This window comes from Candidatus Thiodiazotropha sp. AKAK2, from assembly GCF_058244685.1.
In genome coordinates this window covers 319250-342183 of the sequence record NZ_JBSYOP010000022.1, presented here as the reverse complement: position 1 = coordinate 342183, position 22934 = coordinate 319250, and the positions used below count along the sequence as shown (strand labels likewise).

At 54.0% G+C, this 22934-nt stretch carries 22 protein-coding genes; 10 read left to right on the top strand and 12 right to left on the bottom strand.

Annotated features, from left to right (window positions below; translation table 11 throughout):
* The first annotated feature begins 596 nt into the window (after positions 1 to 596).
* The 5 genes from sucC to AC4IE8_RS10345 all read left to right on the top strand — a co-directional run bounded on the left by sucC (position 597) and on the right by AC4IE8_RS10345 (position 4680).
* On the top strand, positions 597 to 1757 hold the full coding sequence (gene sucC / locus AC4IE8_RS10365) for an ADP-forming succinate--CoA ligase subunit beta (RefSeq protein WP_490790954.1): 1161 nt from the start codon (positions 597 to 599) through the stop codon (positions 1755 to 1757).
* 27 nt (positions 1758 to 1784) lie between these two features.
* Complete coding sequence (gene sucD, locus AC4IE8_RS10360; RefSeq protein ID WP_068994789.1) at positions 1785 to 2654, top strand: succinate--CoA ligase subunit alpha; 870 nt, start codon at positions 1785 to 1787, stop codon at positions 2652 to 2654.
* Positions 2655 to 2703: 49 nt separating this feature from the next.
* Entirely contained in the window at positions 2704 to 3588 is an 885-nt protein-coding gene (locus tag AC4IE8_RS10355) for a PPK2 family polyphosphate kinase (RefSeq protein ID WP_490790953.1), read from the top strand.
* 124 nt (positions 3589 to 3712) lie between these two features.
* Entirely contained in the window at positions 3713 to 4483 is a 771-nt protein-coding gene (locus AC4IE8_RS10350; protein WP_068994788.1) for a hypothetical protein, read from the top strand.
* Positions 4456 to 4680: a CPXCG motif-containing cysteine-rich protein gene (locus tag AC4IE8_RS10345; RefSeq protein ID WP_490790952.1), complete on the top strand. Its 225-nt coding sequence runs from the start codon at positions 4456 to 4458 to the stop codon at positions 4678 to 4680. The genes AC4IE8_RS10350 and AC4IE8_RS10345 overlap by 28 nt, the downstream gene beginning before the upstream one ends.
* 70 nt (positions 4681 to 4750) lie before the next feature.
* Here the strand turns inward: AC4IE8_RS10345 and AC4IE8_RS10340 are convergent, their stop codons facing one another.
* Complete coding sequence (locus AC4IE8_RS10340) at positions 4751 to 5539, bottom strand: dienelactone hydrolase family protein (RefSeq protein ID WP_490790951.1); 789 nt, start codon at positions 5537 to 5539, stop codon at positions 4751 to 4753.
* 179 nt (positions 5540 to 5718) lie between these two features.
* Here AC4IE8_RS10340 and AC4IE8_RS10335 point away from each other — a divergent pair, with 179 nt between their 5' ends.
* A complete protein-coding gene (locus AC4IE8_RS10335; protein ID WP_083226217.1) occupies positions 5719 to 6960 on the top strand; it encodes a TlpA disulfide reductase family protein in 1242 nt (413 codons plus the stop codon).
* A 146-nt stretch (positions 6961 to 7106) separates the two neighbouring features.
* Positions 7107 to 7856, top strand: a complete 750-nt coding sequence (locus AC4IE8_RS10330) for a hypothetical protein (RefSeq protein ID WP_490790950.1) — start codon at positions 7107 to 7109, stop codon at positions 7854 to 7856.
* 194 nt (positions 7857 to 8050) lie between these two features.
* Here AC4IE8_RS10330 and AC4IE8_RS10325 read toward each other — a convergent pair whose 3' ends face one another.
* The 5 genes from AC4IE8_RS10325 to AC4IE8_RS10305 form a co-directional block, all read right to left on the bottom strand.
* Complete coding sequence (locus tag AC4IE8_RS10325; protein ID WP_068994785.1) at positions 8051 to 9175, bottom strand: 6-phosphofructokinase; 1125 nt, start codon at positions 9173 to 9175, stop codon at positions 8051 to 8053.
* Positions 9176 to 9277: 102 nt separating this feature from the next.
* Positions 9278 to 10060, bottom strand: a complete 783-nt coding sequence (locus tag AC4IE8_RS10320) for a thermonuclease family protein (RefSeq protein WP_071892824.1) — start codon at positions 10058 to 10060, stop codon at positions 9278 to 9280.
* Positions 10061 to 10100: 40 nt separating this feature from the next.
* Positions 10101 to 10304, bottom strand: coding sequence for a 50S ribosomal protein L31 (gene rpmE / locus AC4IE8_RS10315; protein ID WP_068994784.1), 204 nt, complete (start codon positions 10302 to 10304; stop codon positions 10101 to 10103).
* Between the two features lie 128 nt (positions 10305 to 10432).
* On the bottom strand, positions 10433 to 10774 hold the full coding sequence (locus AC4IE8_RS10310) for a DUF3135 domain-containing protein (RefSeq protein WP_068994783.1): 342 nt from the start codon (positions 10772 to 10774) through the stop codon (positions 10433 to 10435).
* 170 nt (positions 10775 to 10944) lie between these two features.
* A complete protein-coding gene (locus AC4IE8_RS10305; protein WP_068994782.1) occupies positions 10945 to 11208 on the bottom strand; it encodes a hypothetical protein in 264 nt (87 codons plus the stop codon).
* Positions 11209 to 11301: 93 nt separating this feature from the next.
* Here AC4IE8_RS10305 and AC4IE8_RS10300 point away from each other — a divergent pair, with 93 nt between their 5' ends.
* A complete protein-coding gene (locus AC4IE8_RS10300) occupies positions 11302 to 11757 on the top strand; it encodes a hypothetical protein (protein ID WP_490790949.1) in 456 nt (151 codons plus the stop codon).
* 19 nt (positions 11758 to 11776) lie between these two features.
* On the opposite strand, the gene AC4IE8_RS10295 is transcribed toward AC4IE8_RS10300, so the two are convergent.
* The 4 genes from AC4IE8_RS10295 to uvrD form a co-directional block, all read right to left on the bottom strand.
* Positions 11777 to 14461 (bottom strand): EAL domain-containing protein, encoded by a 2685-nt coding sequence (locus tag AC4IE8_RS10295; RefSeq protein WP_490790948.1) that lies wholly within the window; start codon positions 14459 to 14461, stop codon positions 11777 to 11779.
* A gap of 275 nt (positions 14462 to 14736) precedes the next feature.
* Positions 14737 to 15879 carry a radical SAM family heme chaperone HemW gene (gene hemW / locus AC4IE8_RS10290; protein ID WP_490790947.1) on the bottom strand — a complete coding sequence of 381 codons (1143 nt, stop codon included), beginning with the start codon at positions 15877 to 15879 and terminating at the stop codon, positions 14737 to 14739.
* 193 nt (positions 15880 to 16072) lie between these two features.
* On the bottom strand, positions 16073 to 17158 hold the full coding sequence (locus AC4IE8_RS10285; protein WP_068994778.1) for a TRAP transporter substrate-binding protein: 1086 nt from the start codon (positions 17156 to 17158) through the stop codon (positions 16073 to 16075).
* A 56-nt stretch (positions 17159 to 17214) separates the two neighbouring features.
* Positions 17215 to 19371 carry a DNA helicase II gene (gene uvrD, locus AC4IE8_RS10280; protein WP_490790946.1) on the bottom strand — a complete coding sequence of 719 codons (2157 nt, stop codon included), beginning with the start codon at positions 19369 to 19371 and terminating at the stop codon, positions 17215 to 17217.
* Positions 19372 to 19419: 48 nt separating this feature from the next.
* Here uvrD and AC4IE8_RS10275 point away from each other — a divergent pair, with 48 nt between their 5' ends.
* Positions 19420 to 20406, top strand: a complete 987-nt coding sequence (locus AC4IE8_RS10275; RefSeq protein WP_068994776.1) for a glucokinase — start codon at positions 19420 to 19422, stop codon at positions 20404 to 20406.
* A gap of 82 nt (positions 20407 to 20488) precedes the next feature.
* On the opposite strand, the gene AC4IE8_RS10270 is transcribed toward AC4IE8_RS10275, so the two are convergent.
* A complete protein-coding gene (locus tag AC4IE8_RS10270; RefSeq protein ID WP_068994775.1) occupies positions 20489 to 21478 on the bottom strand; it encodes a cytochrome-c peroxidase in 990 nt (329 codons plus the stop codon).
* A gap of 306 nt (positions 21479 to 21784) precedes the next feature.
* Positions 21785 to 22219 carry a Fur family transcriptional regulator gene (locus AC4IE8_RS10265; RefSeq protein WP_068994774.1) on the bottom strand — a complete coding sequence of 145 codons (435 nt, stop codon included), beginning with the start codon at positions 22217 to 22219 and terminating at the stop codon, positions 21785 to 21787.
* Positions 22220 to 22489: 270 nt separating this feature from the next.
* Between AC4IE8_RS10265 and AC4IE8_RS10260 the strand changes: the two genes are divergently transcribed.
* Positions 22490 to 22906, top strand: a complete 417-nt coding sequence (locus AC4IE8_RS10260) for a rubrerythrin family protein (protein ID WP_068994839.1) — start codon at positions 22490 to 22492, stop codon at positions 22904 to 22906.
* Positions 22907 to 22934 lie beyond the last annotated feature (28 nt).

The following is a 22934-nucleotide window of genomic DNA, read 5'->3' as shown; positions in this document are numbered from 1 at the left end:
GCCACAGTGGACAGATCCACAGCTCCGAACAGTAATCCAACATTATGACGGCAGCATCTACTTCATGGCCTCAATTCATCCACCCAACCCGAGCTCTCTATTAGCTGGCAATCCGCGATTCCAGTCATCACACGCCGCCAATGAGTACAGGTTCAGTAGGCCTCGCCAATCCACCGTTGTGGACCTTGAGGGGCGCATACCCTAACAAACTATCACCAGCGGAGCAAAACCAGGGATGGCGGAAAATTCGACAAAGTCATCATTTTCATGGAATTTTGTCGATTTCCACCTGATTTTAAAGCATATGCCTTCAATATAAGTATGGATAGATATATATAATACTTGATAAACAAAGCATTAAAAACTATAAATAGAGAGTCAAGCACCTTAAACGATCAATAGTTAATCGGTATACAACAGGTCAACTCAGGACTCGAAACCCACACTTATTGTGCAAAGCACTATAAATTTTTATCGCCACAAGCCATAATTAAACTTATGAGCCCATAAGTATTAAAACGGCACCTTAAAAGGTGCCATATTCTAGCGCTGAAATCGAAAATGTGAGCCACAAGACCATCCACCAAGGCGAATCTATGAATCTACATGAATACCAAGCCAAATCACTGTTTGCCAGCTATGGCATTCCCGTACCCCAGGGGCAGGCTGTATCCAGCCCGAGCGAAGCCCGGGCCGCCGCCCAGGGACTCGGAGGCAATCTCTGGGTCATCAAAGCCCAGGCCCATACCGGTGGGCGCGGAAAAGCCGGCGGCGTAAAGCTGGCCCGCAACCTGGACGAAGTCGAACAGATAGCTGGAGAGATCCTCGGCATGACACTGGTTACCAACCAGACCGGCCCTCAGGGTCTGCCAGTCAACTCGGTTCTCGTGGAGCAGGGCAGTGATATCGACAAAGAGCTCTATCTTGGTGCGCTGCTCGATCGCTCACGCTCGCGTATCGCCTTCATGGCATCCGAGGCGGGCGGTATGAATATCGAAGAGGTTGCCGCCACCACCCCGGAGAAGATTCTGACCACCGTGATCAATCCCTCCACAGGCATGCTGCCCTACCAGTGCCGAAAACTCGCCTTCGGACTGGGCCTTAGCGGAGACCAGATCAAACAGTTCTCGAAGATCATGATGGCGCTCTACCGTCTCTACATCGAAAAGGATATCAGCCTGATCGAGATCAACCCACTGATCATCACCAGCGACGGTAATCTCATGGCACTGGACGCTAAAATCAACCTCGATAGCAACGCACTCTATCGACACCAGGAGCTGGTGGCCCTGCGGGATCTCTCACAGGAGGACGAAAAAGAGGCGGCCGCCGCCCAGCACGATCTCAACTACATCACCTTGGATGGCACGATCGGCTGCATGGTGAATGGCGCCGGACTGGCCATGGCAACCATGGATATGGTCAAACTGCATGGCGGCGAACCTGCCAACTTCCTGGATGTGGGGGGTGGCACCACAGCGGAGCGTGTCACCGAGGCGTTCAAACTGATCCTCTCAGATGAAAAGGTGAAAACCGTCCTGGTGAATATCTTCGGCGGCATCGTTCGCTGCGACCTGATCGCAGAAGGGATCATCACGGCAGCTCGCAGTATCGGAGTAAAGGTTCCCGTGGTGGTCAGACTGGAAGGCACCAACGCCAACCAGGGCCTGGAGATGCTCGCCGCGAGCGGACTCGACTTCATCACCGCCAATGACTTCACCGAGGCTGCCAAAAAGGCCGTCGCGGCTGCCGCCTGAAACCATTCCAGACAGGATCAGATTACGATGAGCATTCTTGTAGACAACAACACCAAAGTCATCTGCCAGGGTTTTACCGGCAAGCAGGGTACTTTTCACTCGGAACAGGCGATCGCCTACGGTACCAATCTGGTCGGTGGCGTAACCCCGGGCAAGGGAGGGCAGAGCCATCTGGATCGTCCGGTATTCGATACCGTCCACGATGCGGTCGCCGAAACCGGTGCAGACGCCAGCATGATCTATGTACCACCCCCTTTTGCTGCAGATGCGATCATCGAAGCGGCCGATGCTGGCATCCGGGTTATCGCCTGTATCACCGAAGGCATTCCGATTCTCGATATGCTGAAGGTCAAAGAGGCACTCAAAAGCTATCCTGCCCGCTTGATCGGCCCCAACTGCCCAGGCATCATCACGCCTGGCGCCTGTAAAATCGGCATCATGCCTGGGGTGATTCATCAACCCGGCAGAGTCGGTGTCATGTCCCGCTCCGGCACCCTGACCTACGAGGCGGTCCATCAGACCACTCAGGCAGGACTTGGCCAGAGTACCTGTGTGGGTCTTGGTGGCGACCCGATCAATGGCACCAGTTTCATCGACTGCCTGAAGCTGTTCGAAGAGGATGAACAGACGGAAGGGATCATCATGGTAGGTGAAATCGGCGGTTCTGCGGAAGAGGAAGCTGCAGACTATATTAAACAACATGTCAGTAAGCCAGTTGTTGCCTATATAGCCGGCGTGACAGCGCCCCCAGGAAAGCGCATGGGTCATGCGGGCGCCATCATCAGTGGCGGCAAAGGTACGGCGGATGCTAAATTCGAGGCGCTGGAATCAGCCGGCGCCCAGGTTGTCCGCTCCCCGGCGGAGATGGGACAACGGATGGCACAACTTCTTGATTGATTAGCGTTAGGGCCTGTTCGCAGGCCCTAACAGTCCCCAGGAGATCCCATTGAGCAGCCCAATCGAAAGTCCTTATCTGGTACCACTGGATGGTGGTTTGAAAATCAAAGATTTGACCACCCAGCCAGCGGATGACGTACCCGGGAAAAAGCGTTGTAAAAAAAATCTCGCCGAAGAGATCGATTATCTGGATGACCTGCAACGCCGTCTCTATGCGGAGGACCGCCGGGCACTTCTGATCATTTTTCAAGCTATGGATGCGGCGGGCAAGGACAGCACAATCCGGGCGGTGATGACCGGTGTCGATCCCAGCGGCTGTCAGGTGTTCTCCTTCAAACAGCCGTCGAAACTTGAGTTGGACCACGATTTTCTCTGGCGCACCACCCGCGCACTGCCCGAACGGGGACGCATCGGCATCTTCAATCGAAGCTACTATGAAGAGACCCTGGTGGTTCGGGTTCACCCCGAATACCTGGAATCCCAACGTATCAATATTCCACCGGAGCTGAACGACCTGTGGCAGCAACGCTTCGCCTCGATCCGCCAATTCGAGCAGCATCTGGCGTTGAACGGCACGGTAATCCTCAAGTTCTGGCTCAATGTCAGCAAGGAGGAGCAACGGATGCGCTTTCTCTCCCGCCTCAACGAGGCGCACAAACATTGGAAGTTTTCCATTAAGGATGTTGAAGAGAGAGCCTATTGGGACGACTACATGAAAGCCTATCATGAGACCCTGGCCGCCACATCCAAGCCCTGGGCGCCCTGGTATGCCATACCGGCAGACAACAAACCCTATATGCGTTGGCAGGTTGCAAAGATTATCCGCAAAACATTGCAATCCATGGCACCTCAATATCCTCAGGTTGATAAGGATGAGTTACAGCAGTTCAACCAGATGCGTCACCTGCTAGAGCATGAGACCTCATCGAACTGAACAACCGGCATCTGGCACATCGGCTATGGCGGAGTTCGATTTGTAGAGTCATAATAGGTTTTAGCGATCGTTTTTTCACGCCACATAACTACAGAGCTGCTGATCAATGGCACCGGCATAAACCATGTACCGACGGATACTCATTTTGATCATCATCGGCCTGGCCGTATCCCTGCCAGCCAATGCGGATCGCCACAAAGAGTCAAGAAGCAATCGACAAAAGGCCGTCACGGTTTGCAACGACTACCGGGTCAAAAACCGCTTACCCTGTTTTGTCTCGCGCAACCGGTGCCCGTTGGGGTTTGAGGTCCTGGAGCGTTTCAACCAGGCACCCGGTGCTGAGTATATGGCCTGTCGCGACTTACGCCATGAGCGCCCGGCGACCCTGCAACAGAAGACAGTAGTCAATGACAAGCGGCAGCGTCTGTTGCAACAGTTTGATCAGCTGGTTGAGCGTGCTATCGAAACTCAGCTTGGGGAAACCGTCAACATACCGGAATCCACCCTCAACAAACTCTCCACCTTTTTCTCCCAGGTCAGCCTGGAAAAGATCACCATTCATCGCAGCCAGGCGATCAGCAAAGGCTGCTTCAACGACTGTCAGAAAATCTACTGCTCGGTCGATGAACCGGTCAACCGCTGGGTTGAGCCGAATAGCAAGCGGATCTCGACCAAACTACTGATTCAGGTGGCTCATGCCGAACGCTGCGAGATCCAGGGAGGCCGGGAGCGATATATCACCAACTGGCTACGCGATCTGCCCGTATCGCTACTCGATAAACTGCGGCAGGAGAGCCGCATTGATGCTTCAAAAATACGCTACGCAAAGTACATCGAGGCGCACGCCAAAAACCGCGCGAAGAGCGTTTGCCGGCGGATGCTCTGCGGCGATTAGGCGCGGCAGCTTTGAACCTGCTCGAAAGCAGAACATACCACTGCCCCTACTGCGGGGAGAAGAATGAGGCTTTGGTTGATCGCAGCATACCTGAGCAGAGCTACATCGAAGACTGTACTGTCTGTTGTCAACCCATCACACTGCAGATTTCCTGTGAGCCTCGGATCAGACTGAGCGCAAAACGGGATGATGAGTAATCATCCCAACTGATTTCGTGCTGCTCTCTTCAGACCAGCCCTCCAAGAGGGCTGATTCAAAAATTACCGACTATCGCTTGTAGATGCTCTTCAGTGCCTTACTCAGAGCCGCCCAGGATTGCTGGTCTGCCTGTTGGTCATAAGCCAGTGGCAGCTCAAACTGCTTGCCAAACTTATCCGCATCAGGATTGGTAAACGAGTGTTTGGCCCCAGGATAGTTAGTGAAGCTGTGTTTCACATTGGCATGGGCCATTTCCGCCATGAAGGCATCGATATGCTCCTGTTTGACAAACGGGTCGTCCGCGCCATTGAATACCAGCACCTCGGCTTTGACCACACCCTTCTCAGCCGGTTCGACCGCCGGTAAACTGCCATGAAAACTGCCCACCAGATCGAGGTCCAGCCCTCGGCGCGCCATCTCCAGGACAATCCCGCCACCAAAGCAGTATCCGATCGCTGAGATATCCTCAGAAGCGACGCTTTTATGGTTCTGCAACAGAGACATGGCCGCCTTGAATCTTTCGGTGGCAACCGCCATATTTTTTTTCACTTCACCTGCGAATTTACCCGCATCCTTTGGGTGGTTGGCCAGTTTACCGTCACCATACATATCCACCGCCAGCGCGGTATACCCCATGCCGGCCAACTGTTTCGCCCGGTTACGGGCATACTCATTGTGACCCCACCACTCGTGCACCACCAGAATACCTGGACGTTTCTCCATCACCGCATCGTCGTAGGCCAGATAACCTTTCATCAGGGTGCCACCAAATCGATACTCCACCGGCTCACCCACCACGGCAGCAGCAGCAGCCAGAGAAAAAGCGTATAGAAAGATTCCGATTATGCTTGGTTTCATTACTCCATCCTCGTTATTGATTCATTTTGCAGGTGAAATCTGAATAAGCCCTGAGCAACCGGTCAGTCGCATACCGCCGATCGATCGATGACCTACACTGTGTGTTTTAATGTTCAAGGCCTCTGATTGGCCAGCGTCAGGGTGGCACTGGCCACAACAAAACCGGTACCATCCGCGACATGAGACTGCTTTTACTTCTACTTACGCTATTCAGTTATAACGCCTACGGGAATGAAATCAACCTGACGGACTCTGAGGGCAACGATATTGCGATCCAGGTTACACCGGCAGACGGTGAGCTGCTGATGATCTGGCTGGTCGATCACGATGAACATCGCCCCCTGTTCGAGAATTTGTTGAACGATATTGCCAAGGCCGGTATCGAGATATGGCGCGTTGATTTGCTGGAAGCCTATTTTCTACCCCGCTCCAGTGAACAGATTCGCACCTTGAATGGCACAGGTGTGGCAGCGATACTCACAACAGCCCACCAGCAGAGTAACAAGCGGATCGTGCTGGCCGCCTATGATCGAATGCCCCTGCCTCTATTGCGAGGTGTGCGCCAGTGGCAATCAGAAGCAGATCAATCCCGTTTGGCCGGGGCGGTTCTCTTCTACCCAAATCTGTTCGGCCCAGCACCGATTGCCGGTGAGCCACCGACACTCGATCCGATCCTGACTGCCACCAACACACCCCTGATGATCTATCAGCCATCCCTGGGCAGCCATCGTTTGCGCATGAATGAGGTGCTGTCCGCACTCTGGCAATCCGGCTCTCCAAGCTATCTCTATCTGGTACCGGAGGTTAGGGACTGGTTCATCATGGATGACGAAGAGCACAAGCCGAGTCAGAAGGATATCGAGGCCACACAACGCATCCCGCAACAGATCAAACAGTTTGCTGCATTGATGGATCACCACCCCAAACCGACAGCACCACTGCCATTACACGCCACCGACACAGAGACCCAAGTCATCCGCTCATTGGTACAGCTCGACAATCCTGCTATCGCTCCCAGTTTCAATCTGGCGGATATTCAGGGAAACAGGCTCGAAAGCAGCGTATTGCAAGGTCGGGTGGGATTGATCAATTTCTGGGCTACCTGGTGTCCACCCTGCGTTGAGGAGATTCCCTCCCTGAACCGTTTGCAAGCGATGTTCAAAGATCGAGACATAGAGATCATCTCTATCGATTTTCGTGAAACACCCGAGGAGATGAGCGATTTTCTACAGCGCATACCGGTCGATTTTCCGGTACTGATGGATCAGAACGGGCAGACCTCTCTCAACTGGCAGGTCTTCAGTTTCCCCAGCTCTTTCATCATCGACCGGAAAGGTCGGATACGCTATTCAGCCAACCGGGCCATCAACTGGGACAGCCAGGAGGTGGTCGACACGCTAAACCTACTGCTCGCTGAGTAACCCCGGGAAACCGGATCAGCATCCCCCTGCCAAAATCCCGCCTATCGGCGGCTGAACTCTACAATGTTCAGAAGCGTGATCAAAATCATATAAGCGAATAAGCTTTTTATTATAAACTTAACTACCTCCCCCTCCTTGATACCCAGATGAGCAGTAGACCCATGGCAACCAGCACAACCAAGAAAAAGGCGGCTCCGAAAGCAAAGAGCAGCGCCACCAGCAAAAAGAAGACTACGGCAAAAAAGAGTGCCTCGACTCAGCCGAGTAAAACCGCCAGCCCGGACAAGCGCACCAAGTCAGCCAACGACAGCCGCGTCCTGCCCGGCCTGATGCAGGGCCTGCAGTCGGTTTTCGACAAGATCCACAAAGACAACCAGATTCGCGAAGATCACCATGAGAAGATCATCGAGGAGTTCAGCGATCGCCTGACCACTGCATTCCAGCAGACCCACGAGGAAGCCGAGGAGCGTGAGAAGCTGCTGCAGGAGCGTCTTGAAGCGATCGAAAAGGAGCAGACCTACAAGATCCAGCGAATCAAACTGTTCTCGCTGCCCGGTACGATGATTGCCATCGCCTCCCTGATCTATCTTTTCTATGTGGTCCATGTGATGGAGAGCTCGATGACCAGCATGTCGGCGGATATGCATCAGATTCAGGGTCATATCGCCGCCATCGGCCAGGACACTTCCAGTATGTCCAGTGGCGTCAACAACATGAACAAAAACATCACCGAACTGAACGGCAACATGTCATCCATGACCAGTCAGGTCAAAGGCATGAATAACAACATGGGGCATCTGAACCGCAATGTGGGCGTGATGACCCACGACGTGGGCAACATGTCTCAGACAGTCAGCCCGGTGATGAACGGAATGCGCAACTTCATGCCGTTTTAGAGGACTGCATAAAACAGAGACTGAGACTACGATCAGGTGATCTGACAGATGAAGGAGCATCGTCTCTGTGTAATCTGGGAGCCAAGCCGGCAAGAGAACACAGCGGTTCAATCAGCGAAATCGCTGACTTAATAACCGGCTTTATGCGGGTCTTCTATTAAAAGTGTCTGACGATCAGCTAGTGCCTGTCGTGGCTACTCATCGCCAAAGGTGGTACCCACCCTTTTGGCACTGATCACCCAGGGATGATCCGGGGGCACCAGCTTTTTGTAGCCCGCCACATCAACCAGCGGTACTGGAACCGCCTGGTCACCTCGGGATGCAACCATCACTCCATACCGCTCTTCCGCGATCAGATCGACACAGGCGGTACCCAGGCGGGTTGCCAGCAACCGGTCGGCGGCGGAGGGTGTTCCCCCACGTTGCAGATAGCCGAGTATCGTCACTCGAGACTCCAGACCGGTCAGCTCCTCCAACTGGCGGGAGAGAGTTACGGTATGGTTGGCGTATTGGGATTCCATCTCACTCAGCTCAGTCTTCAGCTGTTTGCGCAGTTTCTTATCGGTAGCCATCTGCTTTCTCTCCCTCAGACCCTGAACCTCTTCAGCCACCCCCCGGGGAAGTGCGCCCTCTGCCACAGCGACGATACTGAACGGCTTACCGCCGGCGGCACGACCTCTGATCGCCTCGGCAACACTTTCGATGTCGTAGGGAATCTCCGGCAGCAGGATCACATCCGCGCCACCGGCCACCCCCGATCCGAGCGCCAGCCAGCCGGCCCGATGCCCCATGATCTCCACCACAATGATTCGGTGATGGCTATGGGCGGTACTGTGCAATCGATCGATGGCATCGGTGGCGATGCCAAGCGCCGTATCGAATCCGAAGGTGGTATCGGTGTGGGCGACATCGTTGTCGATGGTCTTTGGCAGGGTGATGACATTCAATCCCTTTTCCACCAGCTGCAGGGCATTCTTCTGGGTACCGCCACCGCCGATACAGACCAGGGCATCCAGATGATGGGCATGATAGTTTTCAACGATCACATCAGTCATATCCTGACGCTTGCCGTTGAAATGCATCCGGTGGGGTTTTTCCCGGCTGGTACCGAGGATGGTACCGCCCCGGGTCAGGATCCCAGAGAGTTCACCCCGTTCCAGTTGCATGGTGCGATTCTCTACCAGACCGCGGAAACCGTCACGGATCCCGATCACCTCCATATCGTAGGCGCCCAGAGCCGCCTTACCCACGCCACGGATCGCCGCGTTCAAACCCGGACTATCGCCGCCTGAGGTCAGAATACCGATATGCTTGGTCATGAATGCTCCTGCTAGTCGATTGATTTAGCGTAGTGTACATGCTGGGCAGGATCATGAAAGAGTCAAAATGAATGGGAGAGAGGGCTGGTGTAATGTCTCAGATTAATCCAGCAGGCGTAACGAGCTTGGATGCCGAATCCTCAGACGCTGTTCACCCTTGCGTTTGTAGAGCCAGCCTCTGGCTTCTACATTTCGGCCAACCAGTGCGTGTGGGTCATCGATCTGGAAGGCCTTCCAATCCTTCCGGGTGACGCGCAGTGCCAATCCGCCCTCAAGATTCATCCAGACGGCACTTCGACTCTCCCCAACACGGGTAATTCGTCCTCGAAGATGGTGAAATCCCGCTTCATCACCCTTGAGACCACTCGCTGAGGTTGGAGTGTTTTTCCAAATCCCGAGCTGCTCACGCCTGGCCTGGGATTCTGCTGCAAAATAGCACCGGTTGTTGAGCAGGTTGGGCGGTACGGCGATCGCCCATCCCGCACCCTGACGCAATAATTGCGCTGCGATGCTTTGTCGATTGTTACTAGATAGATGTACCAGCTGCCGACCGTATCGGTCCTGCCTCTCAACCCCGGGGCAGAGCGCCAGGCGTCCGCCGCTCTCCCTGACAAGTCGCTGCAGCAGGGCTTTCGCTGCCTGGCCACCCGGCTCTCCCGGTTTTCCCCAATGGCCCAGCTCCGGGGTATTGATACCGATCAGGCGCAGCTTGTCACCGGATCTCATCAACAGGGTATCGCCATCGATTACCCGCTCAACTGGCTGCAGCCCGGCGTTGCACGGCTGACAGCCGGATGCCTGCACACCAAGCGGCAGCATGCAAAACAGCAGAGCAAACAAAAAGGCCCCGCACTGCGGAGCCTTTTCATTGGTTTGCACGGCCATCGGCTGTCGCGTCGAAACGACGCAGCAGTTGCCCAATAGCTTAGCGGCTGTATTTTTTGCGGAACTTGTCCACTCGGCCAGCGGTATCCACCATCTTCTGCTTACCGGTATAGAAAGGATGACAGGAGGAGCATACCTCGATGTGCATCTCATCCTGGCCCAATGTGGATCGGGTGACAATTTCGTTGCCGCAACTGCATACGACTTTGATTTCCTCGTATTGAGGATGAGTATCCGGTTTCATGACTGACTCACTCGTGAGAAATTAGCAATGATTCTGCCCAAACTGGCAGACAAGGCGCGGAATAATAGGCCAAGATGGGCCATAAGGCAAGTACCCGCACCACTAATACTGCATAAATCCGTTTAAATTCAGCTGGAGCCTAACGGAAACTCCACGATTTTACAGCTGCTGACTCTGTTACGCCCCATTCCGGGCTCTGAGTTGATACTGCGCAGATAACCCAGCATGCCCTTGGGTCCGAGCATGTTGTCCCACATCAACCCTGATATTCGCATGCAGGCGCTAAGGGGAGAGCGGTTTCTGCGCTCCTGGTCGATACGCCACTGCAATCGACGCATCTGCGTTTGGCGCTCATTGGGCAGAGTTGCGATGTAGGTATCAATTGTTTTCTGACGCAGTGCTTCGAATTTCACCGGGTCCCTCTCGGCCAATTTAAGCAAGTGGTCGAAATCTAGATCAGTGTGGCACATAAGGCTCTACTCTGGCGTCTTCACTATTAAAACTAACATACTCTCTGACGAGTGTCTCAGATGATAATTCCTAAAATGCCCTCGATTGCCGTCAGACTTAAACTATCATTACCTTAAGAATCAACCTGTTAGAAGGCCAACCCACGAAACGCCAACATTTTGACCACGGATCATTCCAGGTTTTTGCCCGAAGCCAGATCGATTGCCCCGACAATCTGATCGAGCCGCACCGCCAACGCCTCTCCTGACGGATCCCGAACGATCAGATACTCCGCCTTGTCCCGGGTCACCACATCGATTGGCAGAACCCGGGCCTGAAGATGCTGACCAGATTCATCCCGCCAGCTGAGATCGAGCCGGGTACGGGTCATCACGGCATATTGATAGGATTCATGGAGGCCACAGGCAATGGGCCGATAGGGGTTGTCACTCATAGACTCCACTCACACAAAGGTGGTTGATATTTGCCTAAATACACTGAAGCTATTTAGAATTCGATGGATTTATCTGGATTAGAGCACAGGAACATGCCAAATATACAAAAACAGATCGAAAGCCTGAAGGCTGAAATCACCCGCCTTGAAAAGGAACAACAGAAAGCTGAGCAGCAAGAGAAAGCACTCAAAGAGGTCAGCACAAAAATCTCATCCCTGCTCAAAGAGAGTGGCGTCAGTTTCGAATCCTACATCACTCACCATATCAAAAGGGTCAGCCGCGTCGTCGAGAAACTCGAGGCCGAAAACAGCGCCAAGTCAGCACCTAAGTCGGGGAAAACCAGTAAATCCCGCCGTGTCAGAAAACCCCGCAGAACCAGCAAACCGACCATCACGGTAAAAATACCCGCAGGTCGATACGGCAAACTGCCAAACCAACCGGAAGCGATCTTCGAGGTGAAGGAGAAGGGCCCTCGCCCGAAAATCTTGAAGGCCTATGCGGAAGAGGTGGGGTTGGAAACGTTTCTGGACCAGTGCCGCATGAATTGAGTGGCCGACTGGCCGACTCTCAGTGGATGGTCCCCTGTGACGCGTTTTGTCTGTCACTGCCGCTCAGCGGCATAGGTTGAACCACGCCATACCCTTGCGCGTAGTCCACACCGATATCGATCAACTGCTCGAGAGTCTGGTCATCTTCCACATATTCGGCAATGGTCTTCAGACCCATCAGATGCCCGATTTGGTTGATCGATTCAACCATTGCCCGATCTACTGGATCATTCATCATATTGCGGACAAAACTGCCGTCGATCTTCAGATAGTCGACCGGTAGATGCTTCAAGTAGGCGAAAGAGGACATCCCGGTACCGAAATCGTCCAATGCAAAACGGAATCCCCGGCGTTTTAACAGACTGATGAAGCGGGTCGCCTGATCGAGACGACTGACCACCGCCGTCTCGGTGATTTCAAACGAGATCTTTTCTGCCGGCAAACCGTAGTGGCGCAACTGCTCCAGGATGTACTCATGCAGTGTGGATTCACCCAGGGATTGTCCTGACAGATTGATGGCGCAAAGACTCAACTCCTCAAGACGCTCTCGGTTCTCAGACAACCACTTGAATGCCTCGCCGATCACCCAGCGGTCAACATTGTGCATGATGTTGTAGCGCTCGGCCGCAGGTATGAATGCACCGGGCATGATCATTCTTCCCTCTTCATCCTGCATCCGCACCAAAAGTTCGATATGCTCATCACCAATGGAACTGCTGTTCAACGACATGATCGGTTGTTGCAACAGAGAGAAACGACTTTGATCAATGGCACTCTCGATCTTGGTTACCAGGTGCATCTCACCTTGCTGGCGATTGATCTCTTCATCATAGGGCTGATACACATGGATTCGATTGCGCCCCATGTCCTTCGCCACATAGCAGGCCGCATCCGCTGCGCTGAGTGCATTGTGCGGACTCTCGGTCTTGGGCCCGATGGCGACAATACCGATACTCACACCGGTGGTGAAACTGCGGCCTTCCCATGAGAATCTGAATGCCTTCACCGTGCTGCTGATCAGATTCGCCATCTGTGTCGCCTGTTGCAGGTTACTGTTCTCCATCAGCAAACCAAACTCATCTCCGCCCAGACGGGCTATTACATCGTTCTCCCCGATGGTCCGTTGCAGACGATGGGAGAGTTGGCGCAGCATCATATCTCCCGCCACATGACCACAGGTATCATTGACCAGTTTGAATTGATCAAGATCCATATACAGCAGCACATGTTGCGCATTGTGTTCCTTCGAGTCGGAAAAGGCCTGCCTCAAGCGCTGATCAAAGGCATGCCGGTTGAGCAGATGGGTGAGCGAATCATGGGTGGCCAGAAAGCGCATCTCACGCATCATCGAACGGCTGGATGTGACATCACGAAACACTGTGACCGAACCCTTGAACTGTCGATGCTCCATAATCGGATAGGTTGAATATTCAACCGGAAACAGGGTTTCATTCTGCCGCTGAAAAGACTCATCCCTGACCTTCACAGGATCACCCTGCTCAACCACCCGGCAGTTGAATGACAGACCCGACTCATCGAACATCCGCACCTGGTTATGGATCGGCTTGTTGATCAGCTCCTGTTGGGTATAACCGAGCATCTCTGCCCCGGCCTTGTTGATGAAGGTGCAGTTATCATTTTCATCCACCCCGAAGATGCCTTCACCAGTCGATTCCAATAACATCGAAAGCTGCTTATTGGCCTCTGTGAGCTGTTTCGAAGACTCTTCCAGGGAGTTATGCGCCAGCTGATGGGCCTGACTCCGCTCATGGTTTTCAATCGCGAAGGCGAAGTTGCTGACCATCTCATCGAGCAGATCGTGGATGGTCTGAGTAAAATATTCCGGGCCGTCTGCGTAGAGGGTGAAGGCGGCGATCACATCCTGATTCACCACAATTGGAAACACCGCAACCGACTGACCGCCGCTGGTCTGTGCCAAACGATGCCAGGTGGTCTTCCCCCCATCCGGATCGATCCGGTCTATCACAGAAGCGCATTTCCCGTAGACTGCGGTTGCCAACGGACTATCACCCTCAGGATCGGTCAGGTCGAGATCGAATTTACAGACCTTCAGCCGCTCTTTGGGGATACCGGCACAGGCAACCGGATGCAGCAGCTTTGCATCGATATCCACCTCACCGACCCAGGCGGCAGTAAACCCGCCAAAGTTCACCGCAATCTCACAGGCATGCTCGAACATGACCAATGGCGGTGGATTCCTCAGCACCATCTTACTGGTCTCAGAGAGTGCGGCGTAGACCCGTTTCTGCTGATTGATGGTCTGCTGATAGAGAAAGTTCTCACTGACCAACTGTCGCAATACCCGGCTGACCGGGGCCAGCTTACCCTCCACCGGCAGACGGGTGACGGCCAGATAATTACCTTCCGACAAAGAACGGGCGATCTCTTCGTACCGCTCGAAGAATGATTCCCAACGGCCTTTGATCAAGCGGAATATCACCAGCAGGCCAATCACCAGTGCCCCGCCGATGAGCAGAACACCAAGCTGCACTTCGCTCAGTGATTCTGGAAGATATTGTACCTTGGGGGGTGTCGTGCCGGATTTGATCTGTGCGGTGGATTGGAGTGCGGAGTCGTTTCCATGCAACGACATATCAGCGTAAACCTGCTGGGCATCAGGCATCAGCAGCGTGACAGCCAGAAGTGCTGAAATCGAAACAACAACTTTGAGGAACAGTTGCATTATTCAGCCGCAGCGCACAGGCGCCCAAGCTCCTCCCAAAACCATTGGCTGGAATCTGGTGATTGCACTGACTGGCGGAGACGGCAATCGACCATTCACTGGAACCTATCAATGCAAGGGTTCCACGCTGCTCCCTGCAAAACAGCTCGCGTATCCAGATTAGACGAGAGGTATCTACTGACTCCTGGTGTTGCCACCTAACCCAATCTCATGGGATAGACCTATAAATTTAATATGTTAGCGTACTTTGGTCAAATTATTGTTAAGAAGTCCTTTTAACTTGAGAAAAGTGAGAGCAGATCATTCAGAAATCTATGCCCCAATGAGGAGGGGCATAGCCGCTGCTCAACAGGCTGCATCAAGCCTCGTTCCACGGCCTGCCGCAACGGCGTTTCGATCTGTTGCAAGCCGACTCCCGTGTGGCTCTCAAACAGGTTCAGCTCCACCCCTTCAAGCAGACGCAGCGCATTCATCATGAACTCCACTAGCAGATCCTCCTCAGCAAGCTGCCGCTCACCCTGGATGAAGTCAGCGGTTTTGTCAGCGGCAAGATAGGCATCCGGATGACGCTGTTTCCAGAAGCGCTTCACCCGGCCGTCAGCCAGGCTCAACTTGGCGTGAGCCCCAGCGCCGATACCCAGATAGTCCCCAAACCGCCAGTAGTTCATGTTGTGCCTGCACTCATGCCCCTGGCGTGCATAGGCAGATACTTCGTAGTGGCTGAAGCCGCCATTGGCGAGCTGCTCCATCCCCTGTTGCTGCATCAGCCACAACTGCTCATCATCCGGCACGGCCGGTGGTGCATGATGAAACGGGGTATTGGGTTCCAGGGTTAATTGATAGTAGGAGAGATGCTCACTGCCGAGTTCAATCGCCGCAGCCAGATCCACTTCCGCCATCGCCAGGGTCTGCTCAGGCAGGCCGAACATCAGGTCGATATTGATGTTGTCAAAACCCGCTTTTCTCGCCTGCGCAAAAGCCTCTTTCGCCTCCTGAGGGGAGTGAATTCTGCCCAGCGCCCGCAACATCGAAGCTTGCAGACTCTGAAAGCCCAACGAGAGGCGATTGACCCCGGCCCGCCGGTAACCGGCGAAGGAGCCGGCTTCCACGGCGCCCGGATTGGCTTCCAGGGTGATCTCCATCGACTCGGCAAAGGCGAACCGCTGCTCAATTCCTTGCAGCAACCTGGCAATCGCAGCAGACGAAAACAGACTCGGCGTCCCCCCACCGATGAAAATTGACGAGAGTTGTCTGCCCTCGATGCCTTCAATGTCGATGCTCAAGTCGTGCAGCAAGGCATCCACATAGGCCTGCTCGGGAATAGCCTGCTTGATCCCATGGGAGTTGAAATCGCAATAGGGACATTTGCGCACACACCAGGGGATGTGGACATAGAGTGAAAGGGGAGGGGAGATCACTTTCCACTTACCGACGCTGCTGACAGGTCGTTATTAGGATTTCGTATTTGCCGCGATGAACGCTAATCACCACAAATTGCCGTAAATCGATTGAGACTTCCCTTGCCCCACTGAACTTATAAGCATTTGCGTTAATTTGCGGTGAATTGCATTCATTCGCGGCTAGTGATCGAGCACAAAGCTGTGCACCGGATCAGCCTTTGTCTCTGGCCTTCAGATAGGCGAAATCGGATATCGATCCCCACTCTCTTGAGCCTTTGAGAAAGTTCATATAGGAGTCGTAGACCTTCTTGGCGAAGGCGTCCTTGGCGGCCAGCTCCTCGACCACTTCACTGGAGAACTTGCGCAGGGTGGCCAAGACGTCATCTGGGTAGATACGAATATCGACCTTGTGTTTCTCAACCAGGGTCTTCAGCGCGGCAGGATTGCGCGCCGTGTACTCGGCCAGCATCTCCTGGTTGGCTACCTTACAGGCATTCATCACGATCGACTGCAGATCCTTGGGTAAGGCATTGAACGCCTTCTCGTTGATGATTGCCTCAAGGGTAGTGCCCGGCTCATGAAAGCCCGGAAAGTAGTAGTATTTGGCCGCCTTGAAAAGGCCGAACGCCAGGTCGTTGTACGGGTTCACCCACTCCGTGGCATCGATTGCACCGGACTGCAGCGAGGTGAAGAGCTCGCCACCCGGCAGGTTGACCGGTGTCCCTCCGGCCCGTTTCAGCACCTCTCCGCCCAATCCCGGAATACGCATCTTCAAGCCCTTCAGATCAGCAACGCTGTTGATCTCTTTATTGAACCAGCCTCCCATCTGCATACCGGTATTGCCACCCGGCGCCGGGATCAGGCCAAACGGTTTGTAGAGCTCAGTCCACATCTCCAATCCACCGCCGAAATAGAGCCAGCCGTTCATCTCCTGGGCGGTCAGGCCGAAAGGCACGGTGGAAAAGAACTGCGCGGTTTCACTCTTGCCTTTCCAGTAGTAGGCCGCACCGTGGCCCATCTCAGCGGTTCCACTGGCAACGGCATCAAACACCTCAAAGGCGGGTACCAGCTCTTTGGCGCCATAGACTTTGACATGCATCCGGCCGCCACTCATCTCATTGATGACCTCGGCCAGCTTGTTGGCACCGGTTCCCAGACCGGGAAAGTTCTTCGGCCAGGTGGTCACCATCTTCCATTTGATCTTGGCTTTCGCCTCGGCAACGCTGGCGGTGGAGAGGCCAACACCGGTCGCCAGTGCACCGGCACCAACCTTTGTTATAAATTCACGACGTTTCATGTAACCCTCCGGTCTGTCTGTATTTGCTATTCGATGTAATTCTTCTTAGGCCCGCCCTAGCAGGGTGAAAGGTTGGCGTAGGCCACGACCAGCCACTTGGTACCAACCTCTTCAAAGTTAACCTGCACCCGGGCACTCTGTCCTTGACCCTCTGCGTTCAGCACCACGCCTTCACCAAATTTAGCATGGCATACCCGTTGTCCCAGATTAAACCCGCACTGCTGGGTGGTTTCAAGGTAGGGCGAGTCGCCGTAGATCGGTTGACTGCTTACCGGTCCGGCCCGTACCTCCCTCATCAGTTCAGCGGGGATCTCGCGGATGAATCTGGAGGGCAGGGGATAACTGTCACTGCCATGCAGCCGTCGACTCTCTGCATGACTCAGATAGAGCAGCTTCATCGCCCGGGTGATACCCACATAACAGAGTCTGCGCTCCTCTTCGAGTCGAGTGGGGTCATCCGCCGACATGCTGTGTGGAAACAGCCCCTCTTCCATGCCAACAAGAAAAACCAGTGGAAACTCCAATCCCTTGGCTGAATGGAGGGTCATCAGTTGCACACAATCCTCATACGGATCCCCCTGCGCCTCACCGGCTTCCAGTGCAGCGTGGGAGAGAAAGGCATCCAACTCCTCCAGCTCATCATCCTCACCCCATTCAAATTGACGGGTGGCATTGACCAGCTCTTCCAGATTCTCCTTACGATCAATCCCTTTGCCGTCACGGCTCTTGGCAAAGTGGTCCGGCAGACCACTGGCGTTCAACACCTGATCCACCTTTTCGGCGAGGGTCAGGTCTCTGGTTTCGACCTTCAACTCCTCCAACAGATCGAGAAACTTCTGCAGGGCGGTCGCGGCCCGCTTCGCCATACCGCCACCCTGCACCAGCTCACTGGCAGCCTGCCAGAGAGAACAATCGAACATCCTGGCATGACTGCGCAACGCCTCCATGGTTTTTGCACCGATGCCTCGCGGCGGCATATTCACCGCCCGCTCAAAACCGCTGTCGTCATGGAAGTTACTCAGCAGGCGCAGATAGGCCAGGGCGTCTTTGATCTCCGCCCGTTCGAAAAACCGCAATCCGCCATAGACCCGATAGGGAACCCCGGACTGGATCAACGCCTCTTCAAACAGCCGTGATTGGGCTGTGGTGCGATAGAGAATCGCCACCTCGGTGCGGGCGTGGCCCTCTTCGATGTACTGACGGATTCGCTCCACCACGAATCGGGCCTCATCGATCTCGTTGAAGGCGCCGTAGAGATTGATCGGTTCACCTTCACAATCCTCTGTCCAGAGCTGCTTGCCGAGCCGCGAAGGGTTATTGTTGATCAGCGCATTGGCCGCATTCAGGATATTACCGGTGGAGCGATAGTTCTGCTCCAGGCGCACCAGTTTTGCTGACTGATAGTGGTTCTGGAAACTCTGGATATTCTCCACCCGGGCGCCGCGCCAGCCATAGATCGACTGATCGTCATCCCCTACGATGAACAGATGGCTCTGCTTGCCGGCGAGCAACCTCAACCAGGCATACTGGATGGTGTTGGTGTCCTGAAACTCATCCACCAGCAGATGCTGGAAACGGTTCTGATAGTGTTGCAACAGATCCGCCCGATCCCGCATCAGCTCATGGGCACGCAGCAGCAATTCAGCAAAATCCACCTGGCCTCCCCGCTCGCAGGCGGCCTGATACTCACTGTAGATACGAATCATCTGTCGCTGATAGGGATCCCCGCCATCATCCAGATGCTGGGCACGCAGCCCTTCATCCTTTTTGCCGTTGATAAACCACTGCACCTGCCGCGGCGGCCAGCGTGCCTCATCCAGATCGAGACTCTTCAGCAGACGCTTGATCAGCCGAAACTGATCATCCGAGTCGAGGATCTGGAAATTCTGTGGTAAGCCCGCCTCCTTCCAGTGACCGCGCAGCAGTCGATGGGCAAGACCGTGAAATGTGCCGACCCACATACCGCCGATGGGTTGACCGAGCAGCTCTTCGATACGATTACGCATCTCCTTGGCCGCCTTGTTGGTAAAGGTGACCGCCATGATCGACCAGGGGGTGACCTGTTCTACGCTCAGCAGCCAGGCAATTCGATGGACCAGCACCCGGGTTTTGCCACTGCCGGCGCCAGCCAGCACCAGCAGGCTGCCGACCGGGGCGGTTACTGCTTCCCGTTGCGCATCATTGAGAGGATCGAGTATGGGTGAGACATCCATCCGGGTATGATACGCACCTAAGTAGCTTATTTTCCAGTGAGGTTATAGATGCAGATATTGGCAGGCGATATCGGTGGAACCAATACCCGACTGGCGCTGTTCGATTCCACAGGCACCACGCCAGAGCAAGCGATCATCGAAGCCAGCTATCCGAGCCCGGCCCATCCGACCATCGAATCGATTCTCAAACAGTTTCTCGATCAGCACAATCTCAAACGGATCGAGCGTGCCTGTTTCGGACTCGCCGGACCGGTCATCGATCAGGTCTGCGAAACGACCAACCTGCCCTGGCTGGTCTCCGCCCAGGCGGTGAAACAGCAGTTCGGCTTTGATCAGGTCTGGTTGCTGAATGACCTTGAAGCCAATGCCTGGGGTATCGACACCCTCCATGAGTCCGACATTCACAGCCTCAATACCGGGGCTGCAAATGCTGCTGGCAACCGCTCGATCATCTCTGCCGGCACCGGCCTTGGAGAAGCCGGACTCTATTGGGATGGCAATCATTACCGACCCTTTCCCTCGGAAGGGGGCCACTCGGACTTCAGTGCCAGCTCCTCATTGGAGTATGCGCTCTATGAAAGTCTTGCGCGGCAGTATGGTCATGTCAGCTGGGAGCGCCTCGTCTCAGGACCCGGAATAGAGAGCATCTACGCCTTTCTGCGTCAATATCGATCGGCCACAACACCGGATTGGCTGCAACAGCAGATCAACCGGATCGGTGTGGCGCCAGCGGTTTCCAGGGCCGCCATCGACAAAACAGATCCGATCGCAGCAGAAACCATGGCGCTGTTCATCGAACTCTATGGTCGTGAGGCGAGTAATCATGCATTGAAGATCATGGCTACCGGGGGCGTCTATCTGGGTGGTGGTATTGCACCACAAATACTGCCGCTACTGACTGAGGGTCAGTTCATGCAGGCTTTTCTCGCCAAAGGCCGCATGCAGCACATCGTCACGGCAATGCCGGTGAGGGTCATTCTGAATGATAAGACGGCCCTGAAGGGTGCAGCCCACTTCGCAGCTCTGCAGGATTGATCACCCCGGAATGAGCCACGCACCCAGATGGGTGCGTGGCATGCAGATAGCGGTTCTGTTTGAACCTACCGGCGACTTTTACTTAATCGAAAGGTTTCGGTACCGGAGTATTGTCGGTTGAAGGTGGCAGGATCGGCATCATGAAGGATGGCTGATCCCCGGTCAGGGTCTTGAGAAAAGCCACGATCTGGCCGTTCTCCGCCTCTGTGAACTTACGACCCAGCTGCAACCTACCCATCACATCAACAGCTTCGGCCAGGGTTTGCGCTTCACCATCATGGAAGTAGGGGTAGGTCATCTCCACATTTCTCAAAGTGGGCACTTTGAATTTAAAGCGGTCCGCATCCTTACCGGTCACCGCACTCAGACCCTCTGCCTTGCTATCGGTCTTATAGGCCTCGACCAGACCCATCTTCTGAAATGAGTTGCCGCCAACCGCTTCACCGTTATGGCAGGCGGTGCAACCACTCTCCTTAAACAGCTTGTAGCCTTTCAGCTCCTCATCATTCAGCGCAGCCTTGTCGCCCAACAACCACTTGTCAAAATCCGAGTTGGGGGTCACCAGGGTCTTCTCAAACTCGGCGATCGCCTGGGTCACCTCATCGATGGTGATTTTATCCACGCCAAACACCTTCTTGAACTCCATCATGTATTGAGGGATCGATTCCAGCACCTCAATCGCCAGGGTATGGGTTGCCGCCATCTCGCCCGGATTGGCGATCGGACCACCGGCTTGTGCTTTCAGGTCTGCAGCCCGGCCGTCCCAGAACTGAGCCACGTTCAGGCTGGAGTTTAGGACGGTAGGCGCGTTGATCGGGCCCTGCTGCCAATTATGACCGATCGAGGTTTTAAGGTTATCGGTGCCCCCCATGCTCAGGTTGTGGCATGAATTGCACGAAATAAAGCCCGACTTGGACAGGCGGGGGTCAAAATAGAGTTTCTTGCCCAACTCAACCTGCCCCAGATTAATGCTCTGAACAGGTTTAATCGGTTTGATGGGTTCTTCCACTGCCATAGCATGGCTTGAAATACCTAGCAGCACTGTTGCGATCAGAGAAATTTTAAAGTTCATTTCCTTTTACCTGTAAGGTTCTTGAAGACTGGAACCATCCTCATGGAGTAACTGACTTGATCCGCCTGCTGCTCAACTCAGGCAGCTGCAGGCCATTTGGGAACATATTCGCATTGTTTATTTTTCGACCTGCATGGACTTTTTCGGTGTGACCGGCTCCGGACGACCCTAAAAACCATACAGTGTGGAGGTGAATATTAGAATTAGTCTAAATTTAAAACATTGACTTATGTCAACGTTTCCAACTCAGCGAAGAGAGAAATTCTCTGATCTGTCAGAAGAGGCGGCTGAAAAGGGGGCAATCGCTCAGGACTTGATGTTTTTAACCCGCACCACCAGATCGACAATATCCATGGATGTGCCTTCCGGCAGATCCTGTTCGATGAAGTGGGGTGCCAAACGATCTTTGATATCGATCAGGTCACCAGTATCCACATTGTAGAAGTGGTGGTGGTGGCTGTTGTTTGAATCGTAGAAGGTACGCGAGGCATCGATAAAGATCTCCCTCACCAATCCCTTCCGGGTGAACAATCCCAGGGTGTTGTAAACCGTCGCTTTCGATACCCGGCTGCCAGTCTGCTTGACCAGATCGAAGAGCTGATCTGCAGTGACATGCTGGTTACGCTCGAACAAAACATCCGCAATGATGCGCCGCTGTTTGGTCAGGTTGACCCCATGCGCGATCATCATCTGGGTAGTGTTCCGCTTTTGCGGAGGCTGTTGTTGTTCGTTCAAATCCATCAGATGAGTATAAATTCAATCGGCTGATAATTCTACAGCCCGATATAATTAACATATTTTACATAGGGTTATATTCCGCACAAAGCCATGCTCTGCAATTCATTACACACATTCCTTCTCAAAAACAATTTAATATTAGGTAAAAACTATCATTGCCATTGAAAAGACCATTCGCTTCCAATCATTTTTAGAACTATTCTAAGCATCAGCGAAGAGCCTGCAGGGCTCAACGTGCAATTCCACAATAACCATCATTTCGGAGAACCAGATATGGAACTCAAAGGTAGTAATACTGAGCAAAACCTGAAAGACGCTTTTGCCGGAGAATCCCAAGCCAACCGTCGCTACCTCTACTTCGCTGCCAAAGCCGATGTAGAGGGTTACAACGATGTAGCAGCCCTGTTTCGTTCCACCGCTGAAGGTGAAACCGGCCATGCCCATGGTCATCTTGAGTATCTGGAGCAGTGCGGCGATCCTGCAACCGGTCTGCCGATCGGCCCGACTGGCGACAACCTGAAGGCCGCTGTCGCCGGTGAAACCCACGAATACACTGACATGTATCCAGGTATGGCCAAAACCGCCCGCGATGAGGGTTTCGATGAAGTCGCTGACTGGTTCGAAACTCTGGCCAAAGCCGAGCGTTCTCATGCCAACCGTTACCAGAGAGCACTGGACGAGCTGGACTGAGCACCAGATCAGGCACGGGCAGCGCCCG